This is a genomic window from Plantactinospora sp. CNZ320 (assembly GCF_002846275.1).
The window spans coordinates 267,012-293,375 of record NZ_PJMP01000001.1; the positions used below are offsets into that span (position 1 = coordinate 267,012).

The 26,364-nt window shown below is 71.2% G+C and carries 18 protein-coding genes; 12 read left to right on the forward strand and 6 right to left on the reverse strand.

Translation table 11 applies throughout. The features are described from left to right. Positions 1 to 504: 504 nt before the first annotated feature. The 5 genes from CLT71_RS01045 to CLT71_RS01065 all read left to right on the forward strand — a co-directional run bounded on the left by CLT71_RS01045 (position 505) and on the right by CLT71_RS01065 (position 6,061). Positions 505 to 1,785, forward strand: a complete 1,281-nt coding sequence (locus CLT71_RS01045) for an ABC transporter substrate-binding protein (protein ID WP_101365430.1) — start codon at positions 505 to 507, stop codon at positions 1,783 to 1,785. Further along, entirely contained in the window at positions 1,782 to 2,771 is a 990-nt protein-coding gene (locus tag CLT71_RS01050) for a carbohydrate ABC transporter permease (protein ID WP_486482965.1), read from the forward strand. The genes CLT71_RS01045 and CLT71_RS01050 overlap by 4 nt, the downstream gene beginning before the upstream one ends. 115 nt (positions 2,772 to 2,886) lie before the next feature. Beyond that, on the forward strand, positions 2,887 to 3,726 hold the full coding sequence (locus CLT71_RS01055; protein ID WP_101365431.1) for a carbohydrate ABC transporter permease: 840 nt from the start codon (positions 2,887 to 2,889) through the stop codon (positions 3,724 to 3,726). A gap of 7 nt (positions 3,727 to 3,733) precedes the next feature. Further along, positions 3,734 to 4,942: a sn-glycerol-3-phosphate ABC transporter ATP-binding protein UgpC gene (locus tag CLT71_RS01060; RefSeq protein WP_101365432.1), complete on the forward strand. Its 1,209-nt coding sequence runs from the start codon at positions 3,734 to 3,736 to the stop codon at positions 4,940 to 4,942. Positions 4,943 to 5,197: 255 nt separating this feature from the next. Continuing rightward, entirely contained in the window at positions 5,198 to 6,061 is an 864-nt protein-coding gene (locus tag CLT71_RS01065) for a DMT family transporter (protein WP_143743317.1), read from the forward strand. A gap of 184 nt (positions 6,062 to 6,245) precedes the next feature. On the opposite strand, the gene CLT71_RS01070 is transcribed toward CLT71_RS01065, so the two are convergent. Further along, the gene (locus CLT71_RS01070; RefSeq protein WP_101365434.1) at positions 6,246 to 6,914 is read right to left on the reverse strand and encodes a GNAT family N-acetyltransferase; all 669 of its coding nucleotides are present in this window, start codon (positions 6,912 to 6,914) and stop codon (positions 6,246 to 6,248) included. Between the two features lie 81 nt (positions 6,915 to 6,995). Here CLT71_RS01070 and CLT71_RS36865 point away from each other — a divergent pair, with 81 nt between their 5' ends. Continuing rightward, positions 6,996 to 8,108, forward strand: a complete 1,113-nt coding sequence (locus tag CLT71_RS36865; protein ID WP_158242143.1) for a TetR/AcrR family transcriptional regulator C-terminal domain-containing protein — start codon at positions 6,996 to 6,998, stop codon at positions 8,106 to 8,108. Between the two features lie 404 nt (positions 8,109 to 8,512). Here CLT71_RS36865 and CLT71_RS01080 read toward each other — a convergent pair whose 3' ends face one another. Both CLT71_RS01080 and CLT71_RS01085 read right to left on the reverse strand, forming a co-directional pair. Next, positions 8,513 to 9,763, reverse strand: coding sequence for a sensor histidine kinase (locus CLT71_RS01080; protein ID WP_486482966.1), 1,251 nt, complete (start codon positions 9,761 to 9,763; stop codon positions 8,513 to 8,515). Positions 9,764 to 9,924: 161 nt separating this feature from the next. Beyond that, positions 9,925 to 11,922: an anthranilate synthase family protein gene (locus CLT71_RS01085; RefSeq protein WP_101365435.1), complete on the reverse strand. Its 1,998-nt coding sequence runs from the start codon at positions 11,920 to 11,922 to the stop codon at positions 9,925 to 9,927. Positions 11,923 to 12,238: 316 nt separating this feature from the next. Here CLT71_RS01085 and CLT71_RS01090 point away from each other — a divergent pair, with 316 nt between their 5' ends. From CLT71_RS01090 to CLT71_RS01100, 3 genes are all read left to right on the forward strand, one after another. Continuing rightward, positions 12,239 to 13,651, forward strand: a complete 1,413-nt coding sequence (locus CLT71_RS01090; protein ID WP_101371028.1) for an FGGY family carbohydrate kinase — start codon at positions 12,239 to 12,241, stop codon at positions 13,649 to 13,651. Between the two features lie 215 nt (positions 13,652 to 13,866). After that, the gene (locus CLT71_RS01095; protein ID WP_486482967.1) at positions 13,867 to 16,311 is read left to right on the forward strand and encodes a sensor histidine kinase; all 2,445 of its coding nucleotides are present in this window, start codon (positions 13,867 to 13,869) and stop codon (positions 16,309 to 16,311) included. Then, positions 16,308 to 16,730: a roadblock/LC7 domain-containing protein gene (locus tag CLT71_RS01100; RefSeq protein ID WP_101365437.1), complete on the forward strand. Its 423-nt coding sequence runs from the start codon at positions 16,308 to 16,310 to the stop codon at positions 16,728 to 16,730. Before CLT71_RS01095 ends, CLT71_RS01100 begins: the two co-directional genes overlap by 4 nt. A 41-nt stretch (positions 16,731 to 16,771) precedes the next feature. Here CLT71_RS01100 and CLT71_RS01105 read toward each other — a convergent pair whose 3' ends face one another. Beyond that, positions 16,772 to 17,800 carry an aminoglycoside phosphotransferase family protein gene (locus CLT71_RS01105; protein WP_101365438.1) on the reverse strand — a complete coding sequence of 343 codons (1,029 nt, stop codon included), beginning with the start codon at positions 17,798 to 17,800 and terminating at the stop codon, positions 16,772 to 16,774. Positions 17,801 to 17,864: 64 nt separating this feature from the next. Further along, positions 17,865 to 19,364, reverse strand: coding sequence for a GH1 family beta-glucosidase (locus CLT71_RS01110; protein WP_101365439.1), 1,500 nt, complete (start codon positions 19,362 to 19,364; stop codon positions 17,865 to 17,867). A gap of 1,082 nt (positions 19,365 to 20,446) precedes the next feature. Here CLT71_RS01110 and CLT71_RS01115 point away from each other — a divergent pair. The 3 genes from CLT71_RS01115 to CLT71_RS01125 all read left to right on the forward strand — a co-directional run bounded on the left by CLT71_RS01115 (position 20,447) and on the right by CLT71_RS01125 (position 25,402). After that, the gene (locus tag CLT71_RS01115) at positions 20,447 to 23,344 is read left to right on the forward strand and encodes a glycoside hydrolase family 48 protein (RefSeq protein ID WP_486482968.1); all 2,898 of its coding nucleotides are present in this window, start codon (positions 20,447 to 20,449) and stop codon (positions 23,342 to 23,344) included. A 462-nt stretch (positions 23,345 to 23,806) separates the two neighbouring features. Beyond that, positions 23,807 to 24,712: a phosphatase PAP2 family protein gene (locus tag CLT71_RS01120; RefSeq protein WP_486482969.1), complete on the forward strand. Its 906-nt coding sequence runs from the start codon at positions 23,807 to 23,809 to the stop codon at positions 24,710 to 24,712. A 9-nt stretch (positions 24,713 to 24,721) separates the two neighbouring features. Further along, positions 24,722 to 25,402: a maleylpyruvate isomerase N-terminal domain-containing protein gene (locus tag CLT71_RS01125; RefSeq protein ID WP_101365442.1), complete on the forward strand. Its 681-nt coding sequence runs from the start codon at positions 24,722 to 24,724 to the stop codon at positions 25,400 to 25,402. A 63-nt stretch (positions 25,403 to 25,465) separates the two neighbouring features. Here CLT71_RS01125 and CLT71_RS01130 read toward each other — a convergent pair whose 3' ends face one another. Further along, positions 25,466 to 26,299, reverse strand: coding sequence for a DUF1028 domain-containing protein (locus CLT71_RS01130; protein ID WP_101365443.1), 834 nt, complete (start codon positions 26,297 to 26,299; stop codon positions 25,466 to 25,468). Positions 26,300 to 26,364 lie beyond the last annotated feature (65 nt).

The window sequence follows — 26,364 nt, forward strand, 5'->3', positions numbered from 1 at the left end:
TCTTGCGGACGATCCTGCCCGTGGATCGCGGGAACGGGGGCGCGTTTCGCCTATCGGAACCTGCCGCCCGGGACGGGTCGGGGCCGGGACGCGCCACGCGGGCGAGCTGGCCGGTCCACCGGGCGGTCGGCGTCGACGGCGACCTGCTGGCACCGGAGGTTGCACCCACGGTATCCGAGGCGCCGCCGGCCGGGAATACCACAGTGGAGCCCGGATCGGCGCGGCGGACCACTGGCGCTGAGGGATGTCGATGTTTCGGCTCGTGGGCGGTGGGGCAGTGGGGGAGTCCGACACCTACGCCCGGTCCGGCGGTTCGCCTGCGGCCAGAGGCGGGGTGCTTTCGCCGTGTGCCGGGACGGACGCCGCCCCGGCGTCGTGGAGGGGAGAACGGCGCGATGAGCGGTCACCGGATGCGCTACCTGTGGTCGGTGGGACATCGTCCGCGGTCACGATCGGCGGACGCCGACGTGGGGGAACCAGCCGGAACGGGAACGGGGCGCCGCCATGTCTGAGCTGCGGTGGCGTACCCCCGGGCGCCGCCGGCTCGCGGCGGCGCTGACCGGGCTGACGCTGCTGGCACCGCTTGCCGCCTGCGGCTCCGGTGACGACGACGGCGGCGTGCCGACGATCAATCTCTACTACACCACCGAGCAGAACATCCAGAAGGTCGTCGACGACTGCAACGCCGAGGCGGGCGGACGCTACCGGATCGCGTACCGGGTGCTGCCCCGGGCCGCCGACGACCAGCGGGTGCAACTTGTCCGGCGGCTGGCCGCCGAGGACACCGGGATGGACATCCTGGGCCTGGACGTCACCTGGACGCAGGAGTTCGCCAGCGCGGGCTGGCTGCTGGAGTGGACCGGCGAGCGTCAGGCCGAGGTCGAGCGCGGCACCCTGGCCGGCCCGCTGGAGACCGCCCGGTACGAGGGCAGGCTCTACGCCGCGCCGAAGAACACGAATGTGCAACTGCTCTGGTACCGCTCCGACCTGGTGCCGCAGCCGCCGCAGACCTGGGACGAGATGATCAGGATGGCCCAGGAGCTGCGCGGGCGCGGCCAGCCGTACCGGGTGATCACCATGGGTGCCCAGTACGAGGGGCTGGTGGTGCTCTACAACACCCTGGTGGCCAGCGCCGGCGGCCAGATCATCAACGACGACGGCAGCAAGGCGGTCTTCGACGAGGGTGCCGTACGGGCCCTGGAGGTGCTGCGGAACTTCGCCACCGCCGGAATCACCACATCCTCCTTCTCGAACACGATCGAGGACCAGGCCCGGCTCGACTTCCAGTCCGGGGCGGGCGCGTTCCAGCTCAACTGGCCGTTCGTCTATCCGGCGATGCAGGAGGCCGACCCGGAGCTGGCGAAGAAGGTGAAGTGGGCCCGCTATCCGGGCGTCGAGCCCGGGACACCGAGCAAGGTCACGATCGGTGGGTTCAACCTCGGGATCAGCCGCTACACCAAACATCCTGACGAGTCCTTCGACGCCGCCACCTGCCTGCGCAATGCCGAGCACCAGAAGTTCTCCGCGATCAACGACGGGGTGCCGCCGACCATCGAGAGCGTCTACGCCGAGCCGGAGATGGCCGAGGCGTACCCGATGCGGGACACCATCCTGGAGGAGCTGAAGGATTCGGCGACCCGGCCGCGCAGTCCGGCGTACCAGAACATCTCGACCGTGCTGTCGGCGACGCTCTCGCCGCCGTCGGCGATCGACCCGGTGAAGACCGCGGACCGGATGCGCGAGGCGACCCAGGACGCGCTCGACTCCAAGGGGGTGCTGCCGTGAGCACGCAAGCCGATTCCGCTTCCGCGACCGCTGCCGACCGGGCCGGGACGACCGGCCCGGTGCCGGCGCCCCGGCGCGGCGGCCGGGCCGCGCGGGCGCCGCTGAGCGAGGGGAAGCGGGCCGAGCGTCGGCTCGGCTGGCTGCTCTGCGCCCCGGCCGCGCTGGTGATGCTGGCGGTGACCGCCTATCCGATCCTCTACTCGGTCTGGCTGTCGTTGCAGCGCTTCGACCTCAAGTTCCCGGACGAGCGGGAGTTCGTCGGACTGGCGAACTACGTAACGGTGCTGACCAACGACTACTGGTGGACCGCGTTCGGGGTGACCATGCTGATCACCGTCGTGACGGTCGCCGTCGAACTGGTGCTGGGCATGGGGCTGGCCATCGTGATGCACCGGACCATCGTCGGGCGCGGGCTGGTCCGCACCTCGGCGCTCATCCCGTACGGCATCGTCACTGTCGTCGCGGCCTTCTCCTGGCGGTACGCCTGGACGCCCGGCACCGGATATCTGGCCAACCTCTTCGGCGAGGGGGCGCCGCTCACCGAACGGGCCAGCGCGCTGGCGATCATCATGCTGGCGGAGATCTGGAAGACCACCCCGTTCATGGCGCTGCTGCTGATGGCGGGGCTGGCGCTGGTGCCGGAGGACCTGCTCAAGGCAGCCTCGATGGACGGCGCCACCGCCTGGCAGCGGTTCGTCAAGGTCATGTTGCCGGTGATGAAGCCGGCGATCCTGGTGGCGCTGCTGTTCCGCACCCTGGACGCGTTCCGGGTCTTCGACAACATATTCGTGCTGACCGCCGGGTCGAACGAGACGTCATCGGTGTCGATGCTCGCCTACAACAACCTGATGCGCGGGCTCAACCTCGGGATCGGGTCGACCATGTCGGTACTGATCTTCCTGGCCGTGGCGATCATCGCGTTCATCTTCGTGAAGCTGTTCGGTACGGCTGCTCCGGGCAGCACTGACGAGGGGAGCCGCCGGTGAGCGCGAGGAGCGCAGCGAAGCGGAGCACCGCAGTCGCGAACGAAAGGAAGCCGCCGGTGAGCGCGAGGAGCGCAGCGAAGCGGAGCACCGCAGTCGCGAACGAAAGGAAGCTCTAATGGCTGCCAGTGAGAGCACTGCCGCCGCGAAGTGGCGGTGGGGACTGCTGGACGTCGTGGTGGTGGTCTTCGCGCTGGTCCCGGTGCTGTGGATCGCGTCGCTGTCGTTCAAGACCACCGGCACGCTCACCGACGGAAACTTCATCCCCCGGGAGTGGACGCTCGACAACTACCGCACGATCTTCTCCACCAACCAGTTCGTCCGGGCGCTGGGCAACTCGATCGGGATCGCCCTGATCGCCACCACCATCGCGGTGGTGCTCGGCACCATGGCCGCGTACGCGGTGGCCCGGCTGGACTTTCCGGGGAAGAAGGCGCTTGTCGGGGTCTCCCTGCTGATCGCGATGTTTCCGCAGGTCTCGCTCGTCTCGCCGCTGTTCGAGATCGAGCGGTCGCTCGGGCTCTTCGACACCTGGCCGGGGCTGATCCTGCCGTACATCACCTTCTCGCTGCCGCTGGCCATCTACACGCTCTCGGCGTTCTTCAAGCAGATCCCGTGGGACCTGGAGAAGGCCGCCAAGATGGACGGCGCCACCTCGGGCCAGGCGTTTCGGCGGGTCATCGCACCGCTGGCCGCCCCCGGAGTCTTCACCACCGCGATCCTGGTCTTCATCTTCTGCTGGAACGACTTCCTCTTCGCGATCTCGCTGACCTCCACCGAGCGGTCCCGCACGGTACCGGTGGCGCTGTCGTTCTTCACCGGGGAGTCGCAGTTCGAGGACCCGACCGGGGCGATCTCCGCCGCCGCCGTGGTGATCACGGTTCCGATCATTCTGTTCGTGCTGTTCTTCCAGCGTCGCATCGTGTCGGGCCTGACGTCCGGCGCCGTCAAGGGGTGAGGTCGCAGTGGCTGACATCGTGCTGGACAAGGTGAGCAAGAGCTTCCCGGACGGGACGGTCGCGGTCCGGGACGTCGACCTGGAGATCGCCGACGGCGAGTTCGTGATCCTGGTCGGCCCGTCGGGCTGCGGGAAGTCGACCACCCTGAACATGATCGCCGGGTTGGAGGACATCAGCTCCGGCGAGCTGCGCATCGACGGCGAACGGGTCAACGACAAGGCGCCCCGGGACCGGGACATCGCGATGGTCTTCCAGTCGTACGCCCTCTATCCCAACATGACCGTCCGGGAGAACATGGCGTTTCCGCTCCGGCTCGCCAAGCTGGACAAGGCGACGATCGAGCAGAAGGTCAACGAGGCGGCCAAGGTGCTGGAGCTGACCCCGCTGCTGGACCGCAAGCCGGCGAACCTCTCCGGCGGGCAGCGCCAGCGGGTGGCGATGGGGCGGGCGATCGTCCGCAACCCGAAGGCCTTCCTGATGGACGAGCCGCTCTCCAACCTCGACGCCAAGTTGCGGGTGCAGATGCGTACCGTGGTGTCCCGGTTGCAGAAGAAGCTCGGCACCACCACCGTCTACGTCACGCACGACCAAACTGAGGCGATGACCCTGGGCGACCGGGTGGTGATCATGCGGGGCGGTGCCGTGCAGCAGGTCGGCCCGCCGCAGGAGCTCTACGACCACCCGTCGAACCTCTTCGTCGCCGGGTTCATCGGCTCGCCGTCGATGAACTTCCTGCACGCCGCGGTCGAGGACGACAGGTTGCGGACGGCGATCGGCGACGTACCCCTCGGGGACCGGCTCCGTCGGGAGCTGGCCGCCGAGGACGCTCCCCGGGAGCTGATCCTCGGCATCCGGCCGGAGCACTTCGAGGACGCCGGATTGATCGACGAGCAGAGCCGGGGCCGGGGGATGGAGTTCGAGGCGCCGGTCGAGATCGTCGAGTCGATGGGCTCCGACAAGTACGTCTACCTGACGGTCGAGGGTGAGCGGGCCAGCGCGGCGGAGCTGGAGGAACTCGCCGCCGACGTCGGCGCGGACGGGTTCGGCGGCGGGGCGGGGAACCTGGTGACCCGACTGTCGGCGGAGTCTCCGGTTGCCGAGGGAGGCAACCACCGGATCTGGTTCAACCTGGAGAAGATCCATCTGTTCGACCCGTCGAACGGCCGCAACCTCACCCTGCACGAGGGGCGGGCCGGCGGAGCGCTCGCCTCCTGAGCCGTTTCGTGCGTCGGGGCCGACCGGGACTTGGGCTCGGCATCGGCGGTGCTCGGGCGGGCCGGGAATCTCCCGGTCGGTCCGGGCACCGCCGCCGTGCTGGATCTTGGTCGAGCCGTACCGGATCATGGTCGAGCCGTACCGGCGACGGGTTGTCGACCGGCGCTCGGAACCGTCCGTGGCAGGCGATTTCACCACGTAGCGTAGCTGTGTGGGTACGGAGTGCGGGTCGCCGCCGGCCGCCGGGACCGTCACGTGAACACCCAGGCGGTCGTGTTGGCGCTCGGTGCCGCCGCCTGCTTCGCCCTGGGGGCCGCCCTGCAACAGCGTGCCGCGAGACGGGAGCCGCAGCACGCCACCGCCGATCCGAGGTTGCTGATCCGGCTGCTGCGCCGCAAGAGTTGGCTGTTTGCCAAGATCCCCGATCTGGCCGGCACGGTCCTCCAGGCGCTCGCCCTCCGGTTCGGGCCGCTGACCCTGATCCAGCCCCTGCTGATCAGCGGGATGTTCCTGGCGATCCCGCTGGAGGCGGCTCTGGACCACCGGCGACCGCATCCGAGGGACGTGACCGCGGTCGCCGCCTGCGTACTCGGGCTGACCGTCTTCCTCATCGCCGCCCGACCCCGGGCTGGAGTGGCCGAACCGTCAGTGATGGGTTGGCTCGGAGTCGCGCTGATCGGTGGTGCGCTCGTCGCGCTCTGCCTGCTCCTCGCCCACCGGGCCACCGGCGCCGCCCGGGGAACCCTGCTCGGCATCGCCAGCGGGCTGCTCTACGCCGGTACCGCCTCGCTGCTGAAGACCGTCGCCGAGCGGATCACCCGTGACCCGTTCTCGACGCTCACCGACTGGCACCTGTACGCGCTGGCCGTGGTCGGGTTCGCCTCGGTCGCGCTGAACCAGAACGCCTTTCAGAACGGTCCACTCGCCGCGCCGCTCACCGCCATCACCCTGGTGGACCCGGTCGCCAGCGTCGTGATCGGGGTGACCGCCTTCCACGAGACGCTCTCCTTCGGCGGCCTTCGGCTCCTGGTCGAGGTGCCCGCCATCCTGGCGATGGGCTTCGGGATCTGGCTGGCCAGCACCCGCTCGACCGGCCGCGAGGGTTTCGAGGGCGGTTGACCGCCCGGCGGGCGCGCTCCGGGATCCCCGGCCCGGTCGCGGGCCGTCGGTTCAGTTGCCGGTCGTGGGCTGCGCCGCTGCCCGTAGGCTCGGCTGCCGGTCGTGGACTGAGCCGCCGGTCGTGGACTGAGCCGCCGGTCGTGGCCTGAGCCGCCGGTCGTGGCCTGAGCCGCCGGTCGTGAGGTCAGTTGCCGGTTGTGGGGTGGGGTGGCTGCGGGTCGCGCCACATCGGCTGGAGGGTGGGGCCGTCGTCCGGCAGCCGGATCGGTTCACCCTGTGCCCGGAAGCCGTGCCGCTGGTAGAGGGCGCGGTTGCGGGGTGAACTCGCCTCCAGATAGGTGCCGATCCCGTCGGCGTCGGCCCGGCCGAGCTGGTGGCGAAGCATCGCACCGCCGAGTCCCCGGCCACGCAGTGCCGGCAGTACGGCCATCTGCTGGAGGTACCAGTGTGCCTCCCCGTCCGGGTGGCGGGCCGCGATCAGCTCCTCGACCAGGGCCATCCGGGGCGCGTACCGGCCGTACGCCCGGTCGAGGAAGGCGGCCTGCCGCTCGGCCTCCACCGGGTCGACGGCGGTGCCCGACGCGTCCCGCCCGGGACCGCGCAACTCCCAGACCGACAGGCCGCCGATCGTTGCCGAACCGTCCCGCATCAGCAGGATCTCGCCGATCTCCAGCAGCCCGGAGACCCAGGCCGGGGCGAACTCCACCCACGCCTGCGTGCACGCCTGGCGGGCGGCCTCGTCCGGCACCACCCAGCTGAAGACCGCCTCGTCCAGCCCTGCTCGGCCCACCGCCTCGGCAACGGCCCGGGCGTCGGCCAGCCCGGCCCGGCGTACCGCCATCGTCTCGGTCATCGTCACCTCGTCACCCTCGGGGGATCGTGGGTACAGTGTACGCGAGGATGCGTACCGGGTAGCGACGATCGGGACGGGCGGATGGCAGGCGAGGGTGACGGGACCGGCCCGGGGCTGAGTCTGGACCGCATCGTGCGGGTGGCGGTCGGGCTCGCCGACGCGCACGGCCTGGCGACTCTCTCGATGCGTCGGGTCGCCGCCGCCCTGGACGCCGGGGCGATGTCGCTCTACCGGTACGTGCCGGGCAAGGCCGAGCTGATCGATCTGATGGTGGAGAACGTCTTCGGCGAGATCGACTATCCGGAGCCGGCCCCGGCCGGCTGGCGGGCCAGGCTCGAACTCTCCGCCCGCCGGGAGTGGGCGATGTACCGGCGGCATCCGTGGGTGCTGCCGATCGTGGCGGGCACCGGTCGCCCACCGCTCGGACCGAACGTGCTGGCCAGCGTGGAGTGGGTGCTGGGCGCGGTCGACGGCTTCGGGCTCGACCCGGCGAGGATGCTCCAGGTCTACCTGACCGTCAGCGACTACGTGCAGGGCGCCGCCCGCTACGTGCAGACCGAGGCCGAGCAGGAGCGACGGACCGGTGTCGACGCCGAGCAGTGGTGGGCGACCCAGACGCCGACGCTGACCCGGCTGCTCGACACCGGCCGGTTTCCGGTGCTGTCCCGCCTCACCGAACAGGTCGGCGCCGCACCCGCGACCGTACGGCAGGACTTCGAGTTCGGCCTGGCCCGGGTACTCGACGGCATCGGCGTCTTTCTCAGCGGCGAGCCTGTCCCGCCCGGCGGGTCCACCCCGACCGGCTCGTCAGGCCCGGACGGTCGACGAGTCGTGAAACAAGAAACCAGGTTGGAAAAAGTAATCGCTGTCGAGCGGCGACCACCGGCGGCCACCTCGGCCGCGTTGGAGACACTCGGCCGGCGCTGGACTCTCGACCTGCTGCACGTGCTCGGCCACGGCGAGGCCCGGTTCCGCGACCTCGCCGAGGCCCTGCCGGGCGTCTCCCGGCGGGTGCTCACCGAACGGCTGCGCGAACTCGCCGACGAGGGACTGCTGCGTCGCCGGGTGGAGCCCGGGCCACCCACCCGGATCAGCTACCTCCTCACCGCGCGCGGTGCCGGCCTCCGCGAGGTGCTGACCGGCCTCGACACCTGGGCCCGGCAGGGCGAATCCGTCGACGGTCGCTACAGCTAGTGCCTCGTCTTTGCGGGTTGATCGGGTGATCCGGTGCCGCCAGGTATCTCTGGGTTGGCGTTCTGACGTCGGGTCGGGTGTGGGGTGGGGATATGCGCCGGGGAGACTGTCGAGCTGCCCCGCTTGTGTGCCCACCCTCCCGGGCTGCCCGAACCCCCGGCCCCTGCCTGGCGGTCGACCCGAACCGCGGCACGCCGTCGGCAACCCCGGCTTCCGTGCCCCGCTTGTGCACCCAGCTCGACAGTCTCCGCGCCGACCACCCCCGGCTCCGCCGCCGATCGCTCACGGCCTGAAACCGTGATCCGAATGACGGATCACCGACACGATCACAACGGCTGGAAAACACCTCGCCCAAGGTGCCCCACACCTAAACGACCACCCCATCAACCGTCAAAGACGAGGCACTAGGCGGGCAGTTCGACCCGTACCGTGGTGCCGGCTCCCTCGGCGGTGCCCGGACCGACGGTGAGCGTCCCCGACACCTGCGCCACCCGGGCCCGCATCGCGGTCAGCCCGTAACCGCCGGGGGTCGGACCGTCGCCGGAGGTCGCGGCCAGGCCACGGCCGTCGTCGGTGACGGTGAGCAGCACCCGGTCCGGCCCGAAGTCGAGCCGCACCGAGGCCGTCCCGGCCGCGGCGTGCTTGCGGACGTTGGTAAGCGACTCCTGGGCGGCTCGCAGCAACACCACCTCGATCGACGTGCCCAGCGGGATGGGATCGCCGACATACCGGAAGTCTGTCGGGATGCCGGTTTCGGCGGTGAACCGGTCGACCAGCCGGGCGAGCGCGTCGGTAAGCGAGGTGCCGGCCAGCGCCGACGGGGTCAATGCCGCGATCAACTCACGCGTCTCGGCAAGGTTCTCCCGGGCGGTACGCGCGGCGAGCGCCAGATGCCGGTGTGCCCGCTGCGCATCGGTGTCCACGTCGTCGTCGGCCGCCTGCACCAGCAACACCACGCTGGCCAGACCCTGCGCGATGGTGTCGTGGATCTCGCCGGCCAGCCGCTGCCGCTCGGCCAGCATGCCTGCCTCGTGGGAGAGCCGGGCCACCTCCGAACGGGACCGGTCCAGCTCGCGGATCAGCCGGGCCCGCTCCTGGCTCTGCGCGACCACCCGCTGGCTCCAGGTGCCGAGGGTCGCGGAGAAGACCACGATCAGAGCCGCGATCGGCAGCGGGCCGGTCACCACCTCCACCGGCTCGACACCGTTGGCCAGCATCGCCGCGATGTGTACCGAGTTGAACGCGACCACCGCGACCGTGGCCGGCACCGGAGCCGCCACCATGTACGCCTGCGGGCAGAGCGCGAAGAGCAGGAACGACACCGTCCCGTCGAGCAGTACGGCGGGTACGTAGAGCAGCAGGGCAACGCCGAGATAGACGTACCCGCGCCGGTCCTCGATCTCGTCGCGCATGAGGTGACGGCCGAAGCCGACGTACCAGCCGGTCAGCCCGACCAGCGGGAGCAGTGCCGCGAGCCGCGACGACGAGTCGATGCCGTGCACCACCACGACACCGGCGACACCGAGCGCGACCAGCCCGAAGTAGAGGTCCCAGAACCGGTAACGCATGGCCCAACTGCCCGGCTCGGCCGGACCCGGCGAGGCGGACTCCGGAACGTCGCCGGCCGGTCCGGTCGACAGGGCGTTGCCGGACATCGCAGCAGACCTCCAACGCACCGGACCAGGGGCTCGCCGGGGCCGACGGAGCAGCCCGGGACGGATCCCATGGTCCCACGCCCACTCGGGAGGGCGGCACACGCGGACCGGCGGCCCGGACGAGGGCTCTCAACCCGCCCGGACCACCGGCTTGCGAATGCCTACCCGGGATGCCGGGAAGTATGCGCCCGCGCCCCGGACGGGGTCGGCAGCAGCGGACCCACCAGCTCGGTCAACACCGCCATCCCGTCCCGGCTCAGCACCGACTCGGGGTGGAACTGCACCCCGGCGTACGTCGGTCCGCGCAGCGCGTGCACCGCACCGTCGCCCCGGTCCCGGGCCAGCCGCACCGGCCCGTACACCGTGTCGAGCCGGTCGGTGTCGGCAAGCGCGGTGAAGCTGGAGTAGAAACCGACCCGGGCCACGGTGCCGAAGAGCGACACCTCTCGGCAGAGTCCCTGGTAGGTGGCGGCGCGCCGGTGCAGGGTCAGGCCGAGCCGGGCGGCCAGCACCTGGTGCCCGAGGCAGACGCCGAGGATCGGCGCCCCGGAGTCGAGCAACCGGCCGGCCAGGTCGCGCAGGGCGATCATTTTCGGATCGGTCGGGTGTCCCGGGTCGCCCGGCCCCGGCCCCAGCACGGTCAGGTCGACGCTGCCCGGGTCGAACCCGCCCGGCTCGGTGACCTCGGCCCAGCGGCGGACCACCACGGTCAGGCCGAGTGCCCGCAACTGGTGCGCGAGCATGCCGGTGAAGGTGTCCTCCGCGTCGACCACCATCACCCGGCGGCCGGCGAACTCCGGTGGTACCGGTGCACCCGGGGTCCGCTGCTCCAACCAGAACGGGGCGAGTCCGGCGTTGCGGGCGGCCAGCGCCGCCCGTACCGCCGGGTCGTCGGCGAGCCGGACCTCGGCGGCGGGTGCCGGTCCGGTCCGCTGCGGCCCAACGCCGGCCCGGGCAGCCGCGCCGGACCGCTCGTCGTCCGGGCCGGCCGGCGCCGGCAGCAGGCCCAGCGCGGTCAGCACGCCGGCGGCCTTGGCGTGCGTCTCGGCCACCTCGGCGGCGGCGGTGGAGTGCCGCACCAGGGTCGCGCCGACCGGCACCCGCAACCGCCCGGCCGGCGAGATCTCGGCGGTACGGATCAGGATCGGCGCGTCCAGGGTCTGCCGGCCGGCCTCGTCGAAGCCGAGCAGCGCGAGTACGCCCGCGTAGTACCCCCGGCCACGCCGCTCGTGCCGGGCGATCACCCGGCAGGCGTTCTCCATCGGCGAACCGGTGACTGTCGGCGCGAACATCGTCTCCCGGAGCACCTCCCGGACGTCGAGCGAGCCACGCCCGGCGAGCAGGTACTCGGTGTGGGTCAGGTTGGCCATCTCCTTGAGGTACGGCCCGATCACCTGGCCGCCCTGCTCGGCCACTGTCGCCATCATCTTCAGTTCCTCGTCGAGCACCATGTACAGCTCGTCGATCTCCTTCGGGTCGGCGAGGAAGCGCAGCAGCTCCTCCCGGTCCGCCGGCCGTCCCGGGTGGCGCAGCGTCCCGCTGATCGGGTTCATCATGACCAGCCCGTCCTCGACGCTGACGTGCCGTTCCGGGGAGGCGCCGACCAGAATCCGGCTGCCGGTGTAGACCAGGAACGTCCAGTAGGCGCCCCGCTCGCCGGTCAGCAACCGGCGCAGTGCGGCGAGCGCCGCCGGCAGCGGCGCGCCGGCCAGGGTGCCTAGGTAGCAGCGGTGGATGACGAAGTTCGCTCCCTCGCCCTGGCCGATCTCGTCGCGCAGCACCCGGTCGACGATCTCCGCGTACTCGGGGTCGGGGATGTCGAAACCGGCGTCCCGGACCGGTACCGGCAGTTCGGGCAGGGCCGCCAGGGCGTCGGCCAGCGGGACCCGCTCGGGCTCGTCGAGCACCAGACACTCCAGCGGGGCGCCGTCGTCGACACAGGCGAAGCCGCGCTCGGCGACCTGCCGGTACGGCACCACGGCGAGGGTGCGCGGTCCGGCCGGCCCGGCCGGCAGGGGGATGTCGGCGAGGCTGCCGGCGGTGCGCGGCACCCCCGTGAAGACCTCCAGGTTGGTGGCACCGTCCCGGCGGAGCAGGGCGAACGGGCCGGGGTCGGTGCCGCCGGCGATGGTGCGGAGCAGGTGGTCGAGCAGGGTCATCGGTCGTCCCTCACAGCCGGGGGCCGTCCCGAGCGGTGGCCGGAGAGACGTGCTGGGAACCCTGGCGGCCGCCGCGTGGGGCGGCCGCGTCGAAGATCGCTACGCGCGGAGGTCGGCCGCCGGAATGGCGGGCCACCAGGAGTTGAGTCGCGCGAGCACGGGCCGAGTCTAGGTCAGACACCGCCCCGGGTGGCACCCCTTCGGCCCAGCTGTCCACCAGGTGGGCGCCCTCCGGCGCCCTGCGACGCGGCCCGTCCGGCCGGTACCGTCCGTCCCTGCCCTGGTCGGCACCGCCGAACCGGTACGGTTCTCGTCGATGAGAATTCTCGCTCTCGACCTCGGTACGTCGTCGGTGCGTGGCCTGGTGCTGGACGCGGCCGCCCGGCCGTTGCCCGGTGCGCTGGCCCGCCGACCGGCCAAGGTCATGATCGGGCGTGACGGCGGGGCCACCCTGGACGGGCCGGCCTACCTCGCCGCCCTCGTCGAGTGCCTCGACGAGCTGTCCACCGCCGGTCAGCTGGACGGGGTGGGCCTGGTAGTCGCCTCGGCGCAGTGGCACTCGGCGGTGCCGCTGGACTCCGCCGGTGAGCCGCTCGGCCCGGTGCTGACCTGGTTGGACACCCGCGCCACCGCACCGGCCGGGGTGACCGGGCCGGCGGATCCGGACGACTACCACAGGCGTACCGGCACCTGGTGGCACCGGTTCTACTGGTCGGTGCGGCTGCCCTGGCTGCGGGAGCGGTGCGGCGACGTCAGGATCCACTTCGCCGGCCTGGTCGAGTACGTCCTCGGCAGGCTGCTCGACGAGGCGGTCATGTCGATCTCCCAGGCCTCCGGTACCGGCCTGCTCGACCTGCGGACCCTGGAGTGGGACACGGAGGCGTGCGAGCTGGCCGGGGTACGCCGGGGCGAGCTGCCGACGCTGGCTCCGCTGGCCTGGCACGGCCGGCTCCGCCCCGAGTACGCCCGGCGTTGGCCGGCGCTGCGGGACGCCCGGTGGGCACCGCCCAGCGGCGACGGTGCCGCCTCCAACGTGGGCTCCGGCTGCTACGACAGTCGACGTGCGGCGGTCACCGTCGGCACCTCGGCGGCCGTCCGGCTGGTCCAGCCGGCCCCGGCGGGCGTCGAGCTGCCGCCGCTGCCGGAGGAGCTGTGGCGCTACCGGGTGGACCACCAGCACGTGGTGACCGGCACCGCCTACTCCGGCGGCGGCAACCTCTACGCCTGGGCCAGCCGGGAGCTGCGGCTGCCCGAGGGGCCGGAGCTCGACCGGGCGCTGGCCCGGGTGCCGCCCGGCGACGGCATACCCGCCGACTCCCGGCTGGGTGGCGACCGTCCACCCGGGCTCGCCCCGGCCGGCTCCGGTGGGCTGTCCGGGCTGAGCTTCAACACCACGGCCGTGGACATCCTGGCCGGACTGATGGACGCGCTCTGTCGGCAGGTCGCGGCCGGGGTCGGGGCGATCGAGTCCACGCTGGACAAATCGGTCCAAGTGGTCCTGGGTGGCGGCGCGGTCGCCGCCTCCGGGTGGTGGCGGCGCTCGTTTTCGGTCGCGCTGGCCCCGCGCGAGGTGCATCACGTCCGAAATCCGGAGATCGGTGCGGTTGGCGCGGCTCTGGTGGCGATCGGACGACTGGACGGAGCGTCCGGGCTTGAGCGTATCGTCCGGACGGCTGAGGACGAGTCGGCGACAGCGACAAGATCTGATCGCCCGCAGTATCCTTCGTGAGCTGTTCCGCCCCCCTGATCATTGACAGCAGGTCCAGGCCTGAATTGAAATAGCTCCGCTCCTTGGCGCGCCCCGCATCGAGGACGGTAGGAGGCATGGTGGCTGTGGCCCCGGACCCGTCACACGGCGCCGTCTCGCGTCACCGCCGGCGCCGCCTCGACGTCCGGGTGGTGCCGCATCGCCGCAGGTCGCCCTTTCGGTTGCGGGACTGGCGGATGCGTACCAAGCTGGGCGCCGTCCTCGTGGTCCCGTCGGTCGCGTTCCTGGTCCTCGCCGGGGCGCAGACCGGCGCGCTGGTGAGCCAGGCCGACCTGCTGGACGAGTTCGCCGACCAGGTGACGGTCGGCCGCGAGATCACCGCGCTGGTGCACGAGTTGCAGCGCGAGCGGGACCAGACGGCGGGGGAGCTGGCGGCCCTGAACGCCGGAGCGTCACAGCCTGTCGAGCCAGGTCGCCCGCTGCCGGCGCTGGAGTCGGTCTACCCGGCCGCAGACCGTGCCGCCGACCGGTTCCGTACGGCGGCGTCGCCGCTGGCCCAGGGCGAGGCCTCGTGGCGGATCTCCTACGACCGGGTCGACAACGCACTGCAGCGGCTGCCGGAGATCCGGTCCTCGGTGCCGGCGGCCGGCTCGAACCCGGACCCGGTGCTCGCCGAGTACGACCGGACGATCGAGGTGCTGCTGGTCCTGCTGGCCGAGCCGTCGCCCGGTACGGACCGGGCCGACCTTACCGACGCGGTGCTGCGCTACGTCGAGTTCGCCCGGGTCAAGGAAATCAACTCGCGGATCCGGGGCCAGCTCTACGCCGCGGCCCGGGCCGGCCGGTACGACCAGAACGACCTGGTGACACTCTCCGACCTGCGGGCGCAGCAGCTCACCGGCCTCGCCGGCTTCCGGCTCTCGGCCACCGACCGGCAGATCGAACGCTACGACCAGGTCTCGACCGACCCGAACTTCGTGGCCGCGGTCCGGATGGAGGAGACGACCTTCTCCGCCGGTGGGCGTACCGCCGCGGTGCTCGAACCCGGCAAGTGGTGGACGACGAGCCAGCAGCGCCAGGATCTGCTCCGCCAGGTGGAGGCGGGTGCCGTCGACGACGCGGTCGGGCTGGCCGACGCCCGCAGTACCGAGCAGTTGCGCCGTACCCTGCTCACCGCGGTCGGTGTGCTGGGCGTACTGCTGGCCGCCCTGTTCACCTCGATCGCGATCGGCCGCTCCATCGCGCGCTCGCTGCGGATGCTGCGCAGCCAGGCGTTGCGGGTGGCCCAGGTCGAGCTGCCGGAGACGCTGGAACGGCTGCGTAGGGTCGATCCGGTCGCCAGCGAGTTCGAGGTGCCACCGGCCGACGTCCGGTCGATGGACGAGATCGGCGAGGTGGCCGAGGCGTTCGTCGCGGTGCACCGCAGCGCGGTGACCGTGGCGCTGGAACAGGCCGTCATGCGTCGACACGTCAACGCCATGTTCGTCAACCTGGCCCGACGCAGCCAGGTGCTCGTCGAGCGGCAGTTGGAGCTGCTCGACGAGCTGGAGCAGGACGAGAGCGACCCGGACCAGCTCGACAACCTGTTCAAACTGGACCATCTCGCCGCCCGCATGCGCCGTAACGACGACAGCCTGCTGGTGCTGGCCGGCACCGAGGCGACCCGGCGGTGGAACCGTCCGGTGCTGCTCGCCACGGTGGTGCTGGCGGCGGTCGCCGAGATCGAGCAGTACCAGCGGATCCGGCACCGGGTCGCCGACGAGCTGTACGTCGTCGGACACGCCGTCGCCGACCTGGTGCACCTGCTCGCCGAGCTGCTGGAGAACGCGTCGTCCTTCTCCCGCCCGGACACGGTGGTCCAGGTCGACACGGCCCTGCAGCGGGACGGCAGCGTGCTGGTGCAGATCGTCGACCAGGGGCTGGGGATGAGCCCGACCGCGCTGGAGCGGGCCAACCAGATGCTCGCGGTACCGCCGGCCGCCGACGTCGCCGCGTCGGAGCGGATGGGTCTCTTCGTGGTCAGCCACCTGGCCGCCCGGCAGGGCGTCCGGGTGCGGCTGCGCACCAACGAGCAGGGTGGACTGGTCGCGGCGGTCTGGCTGCCGGCGAACCTGCTCGCCCCGGCCCCGGCGGTGGAGCCGGCGGGCGGCTCGGGACGGCGGATGCTCGAGATCGTCGCGGGTACGGTCGCCGGCTCCAACGGCACGGATGCGTCGACCGGCCGGCCGGCCGAGGGCGCTGACGGCGGCCCGCTGCGCCGCACGGGGCGCCGGGAGACTCCGACCCGGGCCGAGGACGTGCTCGGGATGGCCGCCGGTGCCGGTTCCGCACCGGCGAGTACCTGGTGGTCCCGGCAGGGCAAGGGGAGCGCGGCGCTCCCGGCTGCCGGTGCCGGTGCCGCGTCCGCGGAGCCGGTCACCGGCAACGCCCCACCGGCGGTGCCGGTGACCGGAGGTACCAACGCCAACGGGCTGCCGATCCGGGTGCCGATGGCCCAGCTCCGAGTGAAGGCGGAGCCTGCCCAGCCCAGGCCGCCGATCCAGCGTGAGGAGCCGGATCCGGAGCAGGTGGGCGGGATGTTGTCGCGGTACTACGGTGGTCTCCGCCGGGCCGAGGCGGAAGACACGATGGTGATACCCATGGCGCCGGCCGGCGCGCGCACCGAAGAGGAGAAGTATTGAACACGCTCAGTCAAGAGGCGCGGGATCTGAACTGGCTGGTGAGCGGGTTCACGGAACGGGTACCCGGAGTGGCGCACGCGATCGTCGTCTCCGCCGACGGACTGCTGGTGGCGGTCTCCGAGCACCTGCCCCGGGACCATGCCGACAAGCTCGCCGCGGTCACGTCCGGGTTGTCCAGCATCACCACCGGAGCAGCGGAGATGTTCGACGGCGACATCGTCAAGCAGACGGTGGTCGAGATGGGCCGGGGATACTTCCTGGTCATGCAGATCCGGGACGGCTCCATCCTGGCCACCCTCGCCGCCAACGACGCCGACATCGGCGTGGTGGGTTACGAGATGGCGAAGCTGGCCAAGGCGGCCGGTGAGATGCTCACGCCGGCGCTGCGGGCCGAACTCCAGCAGGCACTGCCCCGCTGACCTGCCGCGTCCGGTCGCCGGGGCGACGGTGTGGCGTCGTCTCAGTCCTGCCGGACCTGGTCCAGTCGGCCCAGTTGCGCGTCGAGCAGGCCCGCGAGCCATCGCTCGTACTCGACGCGTTCCGGCCCCTCCCAGCCCCGGGTGGCGCCTTCGATGCACATGATCAGATAGAGATAGCTGGTGTAGAGGGTGAGCCGGCGACGGGCCGACGCGGTCAGTTCGAGCTGGCCGTGCCCGGCGGAGGCGTAGCCGGCGAGGATCTCCGGTTCGTCCTCCAGGTCGCGGAAGAGCGTCATCGAGACCAGTTCGGCAAGCGGGTCGCCGAAGAAGGCCCGTTCGCCGTCGATCAGGCCGGTCACCCGGACCGTACCGGCAGGATCGTCGGCGACGAAGACGTTGCCGTCCCAGAGGTCGAAGTGGACCAGCGCGGGGCGGTGCACCTCGTCGAGGACGTCGGCGTGCCGGCGCATCAGGTCGCCGATCCGGTCCGGCGTGGCGGGTAGCGCGCTGCCCAGCCGGATGGCGTCGGCGAGGATGTCGTCGACCATCGCCCCGAAGGCGGCCCGCCAGGACGGCTGCCAGCTCCGGCTGCCGCGCAGTGGATAGCCGTACGCCGGACCGGTGACCGTGTGCACCCGGGCGGCGTGTGCGGCGATCTCACCGCGTACGTCGGCGAGCTGGGCCGGGGTCAGCTCGTCCCGGCGGCCCCCGAGGTCCGTTCCGGGTATCCGACTGAGGAAGACGAAGTCGGTGCCGATCAGGTCCCGCTCGAAGTCGGCGTAGACGACCTCGGGCACCACGCTCACCACCCGGGCTGCCCGGCGGTAGAAGTCGACCTCGGTGCGCATCAGGTCGACCTCGTGGCTGAGCAGCTTCAGCTCGGGTGACGGCGCGACCTTGAGTACCAGTTCGGTGCTCTCACCCAGGGTCACGCCGTACGCCGCGTTGTAGGTGCCGCCGGTCAGTTCCCGCCAGTCCGTGATCACTGTGCGCTCACCGAAGCCGCGCCGGACCAGCGACCGGAGTTCGCTCTCGGTGAGGTGTCTCCTGGTCGTGCTCTGGTGCTCCATGTGACCCCCTGGCGGTACGGTCGGGCGGCGGTGCCTACCCGAGGTGCGGTTTCCGGACTCGGGGTCAGACGGTGTTGTCGGCGATCACCCGCCGGTACCAGTGCGCGCTGCGCTTGGGGACCCGGCGCTGGGTGGGAAAGTCAATATAGATCAACCCCCATCGCTGTTCATAGCCCTCGTTCCACTCGAAGTTGTCCATCAGCGACCAGACGTGGTAGCTCTCCAGCGGCACGCCGTCGGAGATGGCCCGGTGTGCGGCCGCCAGGTGGTCGCGGAGGAAGGCGATCCGGCCGATGTCGTCGACCGTGCCGTCCCCGTCGAGCCGGTCCGGGGTGGGCAGGCCGTTCTCGGTGACGGTGAGCGGCACGTCGCCGTAGTCGCGGGTCACCCGGGTCAGGGTGTCGTACATCCCGTCGGGGAAGATCTGCTGCCAGTCCGCCTCGGAGGTCGGCCACCTGCGGACCGTGTCGCCGTCGGTGGTGACGTAGAGCGGCGTGTAGTACTGCACGGCGAGCAGGTCGACCGGGGAGGAGATGATCGCCAGGTCGCCGTCCCGGATGCCCCGGACCATCCGGCTGTCCGGGCCGAGGTCGGCCAGCACGTCGGCCGGGTAGGCGCCCTTGAAGATGGAGTCCAGGTAGAGCCGGTTCTCGTAGCCGTCGTAGAGCCGGGTCGCCTCGGCCGCACCGGGGGCGGTGGCGTCGGCCGGGTAGCAGGGGTGCAGGTTGAGCGCGGGGCCGATCCGGCTGCTGCTGCCGGTGGCGCGCAGTGCGCGTACCGCCAGTCCGTGCGCGAGTTGCAGGTGGTGCGCGACCAGGTAGGCCGCGTCCGGCTCGCGCAGGCCCGGGGCGTGGTGGCCCTGGAGGTAGCCGTTCTGCACCACGGTCTTGGGCTCGTTGATGGTCAACCAGACCGGCACGCGCTCGCCGAGCGCCTCGTAGATCGCCTCGGCGTAGTCGGCGAAGCGGTAGGCGGTGTCCCGGGACTCCCAGCCGCCGACGTCCTGGAGCGACTGCGGCAGGTCCCAGTGGAAGAGCGTGGCCATCGGGGCGATTCCCCGGTCGTTCAGGCCGTCGACCAGGCGCCGGTAGAAGTCGAGTCCGCGCTGGTTGGGCGCGCCCGTGCCGTCGGCCTGGATCCGTGGCCAGGAGATGGAGAACCGGTACGTCCGCAGCCCGAGGTCCTTCATCAGGTCCAGGTCCTCGACGTACCGGTGGTAGTGGTCGGCGGCGATGTCGCCGGTGTCCCCGCCCCGGACCCGGCCGGGGGTGTGGCTGAACGTGTCCCAGACGGACTCGCCCCGTCCGTCGTCCTTGGCCGCTCCCTCGATCTGGTATGCCGAGGTGGCGGCGCCCCACCCGAAGCCGTCCGGGAAGCGGAGTCCGAGCTGCGCCTCCGGTGCCGTACGTCGCTCGTCGTCGACCTGGGGGGCGGCGTCGTGAGCGGCCAGCGGCGCGTCGACGACGGCGGCTGCCGCCGTGCTCGTCGGCAGCGGGCCGGCGGGCGCGGCACTGGCGGTCAACGCGGCGCGGCGCAGCTGATCCCGCCGAGTCAGTACGGACATGCTGTCTCCTCGTGAGTGGGGCCCTCCGCACGACGCCCGGGAGCGCTCCCATGGAGGAGCGTAGCGATCTACCGAGCGATTGCGTATGGGATGTTCGGGTGGCAATGGCGGGTCTGGGCCTCGTCCATTGCCCGTCCCCACTTGCGTCACGACCACGGCGACCCGCTCGTCGCTGCGCGACGATGCTGGTCGCCGTCCGAGGTGCCGATGACGCAGCCGATCGACCGGTTCGGCGCCGAGACGCTGTACCGATGACCGATTTTCCCGTCGTTGGCGGGGGGTTAGTGTGGGGACGGGGAGGGCAACCCCCGTCCCCAGCTTGAGTTACAAAACACGCACGAGCGGAATTGGCGTCCAGGTCGTGCGTGCCGCGCGGGAGCCGGGCCACGCGAGTGGCTCTGGTTCCACCTCCTTCCGACGGTGGTGAGGTGGCTGACGGCGGAGTCCGGGCTGGCCCGCCCTCAGCCCTCTGGCTGAGCGGTCGGCGGCTACGTGGCATTGCCGTAGCTCGCCCAACGGGGAGCTGTCGACCCGGAGGGCCGGGTCCTCGCAACACCCGTGGTGGTGCGATCCAAGCTACTTACACCATCATCAATGGAAGCGCTCCCATCGACGTTGGTTGGACTGTAGCCCGCGTCACGGCTTTGTGAAAGACCCAAAATAAGATCGAAACATCCGGCCAACGTCGAGGAAACTCCGTTGTGCTGCTCTCGATCGCATCGATGCCCAGCTCAGAGTCCTCCTGCGGATGTCCGCAGTGGAGCCCGGTCCGACTCCACTTGCTGCGGGAGCGCTCCCATGCCACACTGTCGAAACATCGCGGTAGGGGAGCCAGAAGCTGACGCGATCATGGGCCGCCAGGGCATCCGAGTCTCTCGGTACGGCGCCCCTGCACAGCTCGGAGCCGCCACGTCCGGCGTCTCCTCCGGCGTCCGCCGACCCCGGTCCGGGACGGGTTGATCACCACCATTCCGGCGCCTACCCACCCATGCGCACCGCTCCTGTACCACGCGCAGGAGGCGCCCAGCCGCGGCAGTACCGCGGCCCGGTCCGCGAGGAGAAGTCACGACATGAAGTTGAGGTTGGGAAGACGCCGAGTGGCGATGGCCGCCGCCGGCATATTGGTGGTCGGAGGTGTGGCCGTCGTCCCCGGCACCGCCTACGCGGCACCCGGCTGCGACGTCACCTACACCGCCAACAGCTGGGGCTCCGGATTCAGCGCCTCCATCACGATCCGGAACGTCGGCGACCCGTTGACCAGCTGGAGCCTCGGTTTCACCTTCCCGGGCAACCAGCGGGTCACCCAGGGCTGGTCGGCGAACTGGACCCAGTCCGGCGCGAACGTGACCGCGACGAACATGCCCTGGAACGGCAACCTGGCCACCGGCGCCTCCACCAGCATCGGGTTCAACGGCTCCTACTCGGGGACCAACGCCAACCCCACCGCGTTCACCATCAACGGCAACCCCTGCAACGGCGCCCAGAACACCGCGCCGACCGTTGACATCACCAGCCCGGCCAACGGCGCGACCTTCACCGCACCCGCCGACGTCACCGTCTCGGCCACCGCGACCGACGCCGAGGGACCGGTCGAGCGGGTCGAGTTCTACCGCAACGGCCTGCTGGTCGGGACCGACACCAGTGCGCCGTACAGCTACACCAACAGCGCGCTGCCGGCCGGGTCGTACACCGCCCAGGCCCGCGCGTACGACAGCGCCGGGCTCAGCGGCATCGACGAGGTGGCCTTCACCGTCGGCGGCACCAGCCAGGCGAGCGTGGTGGTCCCGGCGACCCTGTCGGTGCCCGAGGGTGGCAACGCCGCACTCAACGTCCGGCTCAGCGCCGCGCCGACCAGCAACGTCACAGTCAACCTCGCCAAGACCGGCGACGCGGACGTGACGCTCGGCGCCAGCACCGCCACGATCACCCCGTCGAACTGGAACACCGGGGTCAACGTACCGGTCAACGCCGCACAGGACGCCGACGACGTCAACGACACGGCGACGATCACCGCCAGCGCCAGCGGGCGTACCCCCGGCACCACCCAGGTGACCGTCACCGACGACGAGGGCGGCGGACCGGCCGGCGAGTACGGCGAGGAGTTCCTGGAGCTGTACAACAAGATCAAGGCGCCGGCGAACGGCTACTTCAGCCCCGAGGGCGTGCCGTACCACTCCGTGGAGACGCTGCTTGTCGAGGCCCCGGACCACGGTCACGAGACCACCTCCGAGGCGTTCAGCTACTGGCTCTTCCTGGAGGCCATGTACGGCCGTACCACGGGTGAGTGGGGACCGTTCAACAACGCCTGGCAGATCATGGACCGGTACATCATCCCGTCCGAGACCCAGTCGAACTACAACGCCAGCGACCCGGCGGACTACGCCCCCGAGGCGGTCCGGCCGGACCTCTACCCGCAGCAGGGTGGCAAGCTCGACTCCAGCGTCAAGGTGGGTCAGGACCCGCTGGCCGCCGAACTCCAGTCCACCTACAACAGTGGCCGGGTCTACGGCATGCACTGGCTGCTCGACGTGGACAACGTCTACGGCTTCGGCAAGTGCGGCGACGGCACCACCAAGCCGGCCTACATCAACACCTACCAGCGCGGCCCGCAGGAGTCGGTTTTCGAGACCGTTCCGCACCCCTCCTGCGAGACGTTCGCGCACGGCGGGCCGAACGGTTACCTGCCGGTCTTCATCGGTGACTCGTCCTACGCCCAGCAGTGGCGCTACACAAACGCTCCCGACGCCGACGCGCGCGCCGTCCAGGCCGCGTACTGGGCGCTGAAGTGGGCCAAGGAGCAGGGTGCCGAGGGTCAGATCTCGGCGACCATCGCCAACGCCGCCAAGATGGGTGACTACCTGCGCTACTCGATGTACGACAAGTACTTCAAGCAGCCCGGGTGCGCCTCGCCGTCCTGCGCGGCCGGTACCGGCAAGAACAGCGCCGCCTACCTGCTCTCCTGGTACTACGCCTGGGGCGGCTCGCAGGGTGGCAGCAGCAGCTGGTCGTGGCGAATCGGCTCCAGCCACAACCACGGTGGCTACCAGAACCCGTTCGCCGCGTACGCCCTCTCCACGGTCTCCGAGCTGACCCCGCGGTCGCCGACCGCGCGGACCGACTGGGCGACCAGCCTCACCCGGCAGATCGACTTCTACACCTGGCTCCAGTCGGCTGACGGTGCCATCGCCGGTGGCGCGACCAACAGCTGGAACGGCGACTACAGCGCCCGCCCGGCCGGCGTGCCGACCTTCTACGGCATGGTGTACGACGCCAAGCCGGTCTACCACGACCCGCCGTCGAACCAGTGGTTCGGCTTCCAGGCGTGGAGCATGGAGCGGGTCGCGGAGTACTACCACGAGAGTGGTGACGCGCGGGCCAAGGCGCTGCTCGACAAGTGGGTCAACTGGGCGATCGCCAACACCACGGTGAGCGGTGCCAACTACCAGATCCCGTCGACGCTGAGCTGGAGCGGTCAGCCCGGTGGCAACTGGACCTCCGGCACCACCTCGGTGAACAACAGCAACCTGCGGGTCTCGGTGGTCGACCACACCCAGGACGTCGGTGTCGCGGGTGCCTACGCCCGTACGCTGATCTACTACGGTGCCAAGGCCAACCACACGGCGGCCAAGACCACCGCCAAGGCCCTGCTCGACGCCGTCCTGCAACACAAGACCGACAAGGGCGTCGCGGTGACCGAGACCAAGGCGGACTACAACCGCTTCGACGACCAGTACAACTCCAGCACCGGTCAGGGTCTCTACATCCCGCCGGGCTTCACCGGCACCATGCCGAACGGCGACCCGATCAACCAGGACTCCACGTTCCTGAGCATCCGCTCGTTCCTCGAGGACGACCCGGACTGGCCCAAGGTGGAGTCCTACCTGAACGGTGGCCCGGTGCCGACCTTCACGTACCACCGCTTCTGGGCGCAGATCGACGTGGCGATGGCGCTGCACGACTACGACCGGCTGATCGGCTGATCCCGGTCACCAGACGGGCCTGATTCCCACGGTCAGGCCAACCGTGGCGGGCCCGGCCGGATTGGCCAACGCAGCGATCCGGCCGGCCCGCCACTCCCGTTCGACACCACGGACAGCACAGGGGCGTCCACCACCGCCCCGACAGGGCGGGCGGCACCGGCAGGTGCCGTCCGCCCTGTCGCTGTCTCCGGGGACCGCCGCTTCGACCGCGAAGAGGGGCGCCCGGCCGAACTACGCCCGTTCGCGCCTCCTGGCGAAGATTTTCGAGGTCCGGTGCGGCAACGGCACTGAGTTTCCAGTCAGTCCGGGGTGCTCAGTGCGGCAAGAGGGAGTATCCTGGCCTCAGTGGGAGGGGCCGCTTCCCCCGTGGCGGCCCCTCCCGCTTCTTCTTTCCCGCCCTTCGCCACCCGTCGATCGAGTGCGGTGTCGGCTATGCCGGGAGCGTCCGATACGGTGTCGGGCGTGCGTGGCCGAAGCGGCATCCTGACAGCGTCCTGGCTCGTCCTGTTGACCGCACTACAGATACTCGCGTTCGTGCTGGTCTGGCGGTTCGCCGTCGGCACCGAGCACGGCCAGCTGCTGGACACGATCGCGTTGACCGGCAACACGATCGGGCAACAGCGGATCGAGGGCATCGTCGGCGGCGTGCTGAACGCGGTCTCCCTGGTCTCCCTGCTGGTTGCCACGGCGGTCATCGGCTTCATCGCGCTGATCCGGGTCCGGATCACCCTGGCGGTGATGACGGTCGTGCTGATCGTGGGCGCCAACGTCACCACCCAGGCCCTGAAGCATTTCATCGAGCGCCCCGACTTCGGTGTCGACGAGGCACGGGAGGCGGCCGGCAACAGCCTGCCGAGTGGACACACGACGGTCGCCGCCTCGGTCGCCATCGCGCTGGTCATGGTGCTGCCGCCCCGGGTCCGTGGCTGGGGCGCGCTGGCCGGCGCCGTCTACGCCGCCGCCGCCGGGGTCGCCACCCTCTCGGCCGGCTGGCACCGGCCCAGCGACGCGGTAACCGCACTACTGGTGGTCGGCGCCTGGGCGTCGGCGGCCAGCCTGGTACTGCTGCTGACCCAGCGCGAGACCGCGCAGGTCTCGGCCGCCGACGGCAACCGGCGGGTCACCGCGGTACTCGCCGTCGTCGGCCTGGCTCTGCTGGTGGTCGCCGCGGTCGCCCTCGGCTGGACCGACGGCGAGCGGTCGACGCCGATCCCCGAGTTCGACCGACGCCAGCTCCTGATCGCGTACGGCGGCAGCGCGGCCGGAATCGCCGGCACCGCCGCCCTGGTGACAGCACTGGTACTCGTCACCCTGCACCGGGTGGTGCCCCGGCACACCGGACGGGGCGCCACCGCACCCGCCGACTAATCTGATCAAGTGAATGTGCTCGAGGTGTTCCGGGGCGAGGCCGCCCGACTCGCCGACGTACTGTCCGGGCTCACCGAGCCGGAGTTTGCCCGACCCACCCGCTGTGCACCGTGGAACGTGCGGGAGTTGACCGCGCACGTACGTACCGGTGCCGGCCGGGTGGTCGGGATGCTCGCCGAGCCGGCGCCGCCGCGCGCCGAGGTCGACGCGGCGGCGTACTTCGGCCCGGCGAAGTTCACCGCCGGGACGGACGCGGACCGGGTCGACATGGCCCGGCGGGAGGGTGCCGAGTTCGGCAGCGGCCGGGAACTCGCCAAGGACTTCGCCCGCGCCTGGCGGGCCGGATACGACGCCAGCCGCGCGGCACCGCCCGGCCGGGTGGTCCGAACCAGACACGGCGACCCGATGAGCCTGGACGAGTTCCTGGTGACCAGGGTGGTGGAGCTGGGAGTGCACGGACTGGACCTGGCCGACGCCCTGGACCGGGAGCCGTGGCTGACCGGACCGGCCGCCGAGCTGATCGCCGGGCTGCTGACCCGGGCGGCCGGACCGGCGGCCGACGGGCTCGCCGAGGAGCTGCACTGGGACCGGTTGACCCTGATCGCCAAAGCCAGTGGCCGGCAACCGCTGACGGATCCGGAGCGGGCCGAACTCGACAGGCGCGGGGTGCGCTGGCTCGCCTTCAGCTGACGCGGAAGGGGCTCGCCGACTGCCGCAAGCATCGGCCGGCGGACCGGTCTGCGGCGGCTTCGGTCAGGCCTGGGCGCGCAGGTGGGCCAGCACCACCGGGTCGATCCTGGCCGGCACCAGCCGTTCCTCCAGGTTCTCCACGCCGGCCCAGGCGGCGAGCCGATCCTCAAGCGTCGCACCGTCGCCCGGATGGCCCACCCCGGCGAGCAGCCGCGACACCTCCTCGGCAAGGTCACCGGTCAGGTCGAGCAGCGTCTCCGGATCCGGGCGCTCGAAGAGCATCCGGTGCACCTCCAGCAGCCGCGCCAGCTCGGTTACCGGATCGGGATGGTCGTCCACCCGCAGGTCCACCGCGACGTCGCTGCCGCCGCCGTACCCCTCGCCGCGACCGACGACCAGCAGGGCCGCGCTCTGCCTGCCGCGCCGGTCACCACCGGCCAGGTCACCGGCCCGGAGCGCGCCGAGCAGCCGTTCCGGGAAGCGCTGGTCGGCGCCACCCAGCCAGGCGTCCCGCATCTCGTCGATCACCTGCGGCCCGACCAGAATGTTGCCCTGTACCGCCCAGCCGTCACCGGCCTGTCCACCGGCCCAGTCGCTGCAGCCGGTACCGGTGTAGGTGGCGGACCCACCGTCGGCGTCGACGATGCCGAGCTGTCGCTGGGGACGCCCCGAGTCGGCGGCGACCAGCCCGGCCAGTACGTCTGCCGCGGCCAGACCGGTACGCAGGAACGCCAACCCCTGTGGCCGGTACGCCAGGTTGGCGTACGCCTGGGTGGCCAGTGCACCCACCTGGGCCTCGGCGGCCGGCACCACGGCACCGACCGCAAGGAACTTGCTGGCGACCGCGACCCCGTGCAGCCGGCCGTCGTCGGATCGCGCCACGATCGAGAAGGTCACCCGGCAGAGGCTACAAGAACCGGTCCGCTCGGTTGCCCACGCCCGGGGGAGGGGGCACCATCGAC

Coding starts and splice junctions, on each gene's coding strand:
- CLT71_RS01045 (WP_101365430.1), top strand. CDS start 505: ATGTCTGAGCTGCGGTGGCGTACCCCCGGGCGCCGCCGGCTCGCGGCG.
- CLT71_RS01085 (WP_101365435.1), bottom strand. CDS start 11,922: ATGACCCTGCTCGACCACCTGCTCCGCACCATCGCCGGCGGCACCGAC.
- CLT71_RS36865 (WP_158242143.1), top strand. CDS start 6,996: ATGGCAGGCGAGGGTGACGGGACCGGCCCGGGGCTGAGTCTGGACCGC.
- CLT71_RS01070 (WP_101365434.1), bottom strand. CDS start 6,914: ATGACCGAGACGATGGCGGTACGCCGGGCCGGGCTGGCCGACGCCCGG.
- CLT71_RS01105 (WP_101365438.1), bottom strand. CDS start 17,800: ATGGAGCACCAGAGCACGACCAGGAGACACCTCACCGAGAGCGAACTC.
- CLT71_RS01090 (WP_101371028.1), top strand. CDS start 12,239: ATGAGAATTCTCGCTCTCGACCTCGGTACGTCGTCGGTGCGTGGCCTG.
- CLT71_RS01095 (WP_486482967.1), top strand. CDS start 13,867: ATGCGTACCAAGCTGGGCGCCGTCCTCGTGGTCCCGTCGGTCGCGTTC.
- CLT71_RS01110 (WP_101365439.1), bottom strand. CDS start 19,364: ATGTCCGTACTGACTCGGCGGGATCAGCTGCGCCGCGCCGCGTTGACC.
- CLT71_RS01080 (WP_486482966.1), bottom strand. CDS start 9,763: ATGTCCGGCAACGCCCTGTCGACCGGACCGGCCGGCGACGTTCCGGAG.
- CLT71_RS01055 (WP_101365431.1), top strand. CDS start 2,887: ATGGCTGCCAGTGAGAGCACTGCCGCCGCGAAGTGGCGGTGGGGACTG.